Genomic DNA, 1988 nt, shown 5'->3' with positions numbered 1-1988 from the left:
GCCAGACCGTGGGCCGGCTGGTCGGCGACCGCCTCCTCGCCCGCCGCGCGCCGCACGAGCTGCTGCGCGCCGGCACCCTCACCGCCGCCGCCGGGCTGGCGGTCGTGGTGCTGAGCCCGTGGCCGCCGCTGGCCATCGCGGGCTTCGCGGTCGTCGGGATCGGCCTCGCCACTCCCCTGCCTGTGCTCTTCGGTGCCGCCGGCCACCTGGGTGCCGCCACCACCGGCGCCGCGCCGGCCGTCGCCCGGTTCAGCACCATGACGTACACCGGGATCCTCGTCGCTCCCGCGATCATCGGCGCGGCGGCCGACCTGATCGGCCTCACCTGGACGCTCGCGGCCCTGGCTCCGCTGCTCGCCGCCGTCGCGGCCGCGGACGTGGGGGTGCTGACCAGGCAGCCGGCCACCGTCACGGCGTAGCGAGGCGGTCGAGGTCGCGGATCATCGCCGTGTAGCCGGCGGGCGACAGCTTGCCCTGGTCGCGCAGGTCGCCGAGCTTGCCGCGCAGCTCGGTGATCTTCCGCCGCGCGTCCGCGTCCTCGCCGTTGCGCAACCGCGTGGCGATGTCGTCGACCCGCTTCCGGAGATCCTGCGCGATCTTGGGCTCGAGCTGCCCGCTCGCCTCCTGCTCGTCGATGGTGCGGTGCAGGCCGACGAGCGGGTCCACCGGCGGCACGGTGGTGGGTGCCGGCGTCCGCACCGGCGTGGGCGAGGTCGACCGCGTCGCCGGTGGGACCGTCGGCGGGGCCGTGGTTTCCGGCACCCGCGCGGTCGGACCGCTCGAGGTGGGCGCCGGGGTGCGGGTGGGTGTGGTCGCCGGCGCCGCCACCTCGGTCGCGGTCAGGGTCGGCACCGGCTCGGGCGCGGCGGCGCTGCTGGAACCACCGTCCCTGGTGGCGGCCAGCAACGACGCGAGCACGACTCCGGCCAGCGCCGCGGATCCGGCCGCCGCGATGCCCCAGACCCGCCGCCGGTCCGGAGGCGCCGGCACCGGTGCCGGCGGGCGCACCGCCGAGGACGAGGACGAGGGCGAGGACGGCAGGGACAACGCGGCCAACCGCGCCCCCACCGCGGCGGCGTCCCGCGGCCGGTCGTCCGGCGACTTCGCCAGCAGCTCCTCGACCAGCCTGGCGAGCGGCTCCGGCACGTCGGGTCGGGCCACGCGCACGTCCGGCGCCGGCTTGGTGACGTGCTGGTGCACGACACCGAGCGGCGTGGGCGCGAGGAACGGCGGCGCGCCGGCCAGCAGCGCGTAGAGCGTGCACCCGAGCCCGTACAGGTCGGTCCGCGCGTCGACCGCGTCGCCGCGGGCCTGCTCCGGCGCCATGTACCTGGTGGAGCCCATCGCGATCTCCGTGCGGGTCAGCCGGGCCTGACCGGCCGCCTGCTGCAGGTGCGCGATGCCGAAGTCGCAGATCTTGACGACGCCCGACGCCGACCGGATCAGGTTGGCCGGCTTGACGTCGCGGTGGACGATCCCGGCTGCGTGTGCGGCCGCGAGGCCGGCGCAGGCCTGGGCGGCGACCGCCACCGCGTCCCCGACCGAGAGCGGCAGGTCGTCCATCGCCAGGCCGCGGCCGTCCACGAGCTCCATCACCAGGTACGCGTCGCCGCCGTCGGAGCCGAAGTCGTACACCGCCACGATGTTGGGGTGGTTGAGCAGCGCGACGGCGCGCGCCTCGCGGTCGAACCGCTCGACCAGGGTCGGTTCCGCCAGCGCGTCACGGGACACGAGCTTGACGGCGACCGCCCGGCCGAGCCGGTGGTCGCGCGCCCGCCAGACGACGCCCATTCCACCCTCGGCGAGCACCTCCTCCAGCTCGTACCGATCCGCGAGTCGCCGAGCAGCCATGCGGGGTCCTCTCCGGTTCCCAACGAAGTGATTGCGACCCGGCAACCATAGTTCACCGGAGTCGATAACGCCGGTTCGCGCCGCACCTCGTCCCAGAACGCGCGCTGGTCGGCCGGGTCCACGCCCGACTCGTCGTC

The 1988-nt window shown here is 75.8% G+C and carries 1 protein-coding gene and 1 pseudogene; one reads left to right on the top strand and one right to left on the bottom strand.

Going from position 1 to position 1988, the window contains the following annotated elements; translation table 11 throughout:
* Positions 1–419 (top strand): annotated as a pseudogene (locus AB0H87_RS41360) (hypothetical protein); the annotation flags it as partial.
* Here AB0H87_RS41360 and AB0H87_RS41355 read toward each other — a convergent pair.
* Positions 409–1851: a serine/threonine-protein kinase gene (locus AB0H87_RS41355; protein ID WP_360159203.1), complete on the bottom strand. Its 1443-nt coding sequence runs from the start codon at positions 1849–1851 to the stop codon at positions 409–411. The pseudogene AB0H87_RS41360 and the gene AB0H87_RS41355 sit on opposite strands and share 11 nt — an antisense overlap.
* Positions 1852–1988: the final 137 nt, after the last annotated feature.

The sequence above is a fragment of the Asanoa sp. NPDC050611 genome (assembly GCF_040654855.1).
In the GTDB taxonomy this organism is placed as follows: Bacteria; Actinomycetota; Actinomycetes; order Mycobacteriales; family Micromonosporaceae; genus Asanoa.
This window is presented reverse-complemented; position numbering and strand designations above follow the sequence as displayed.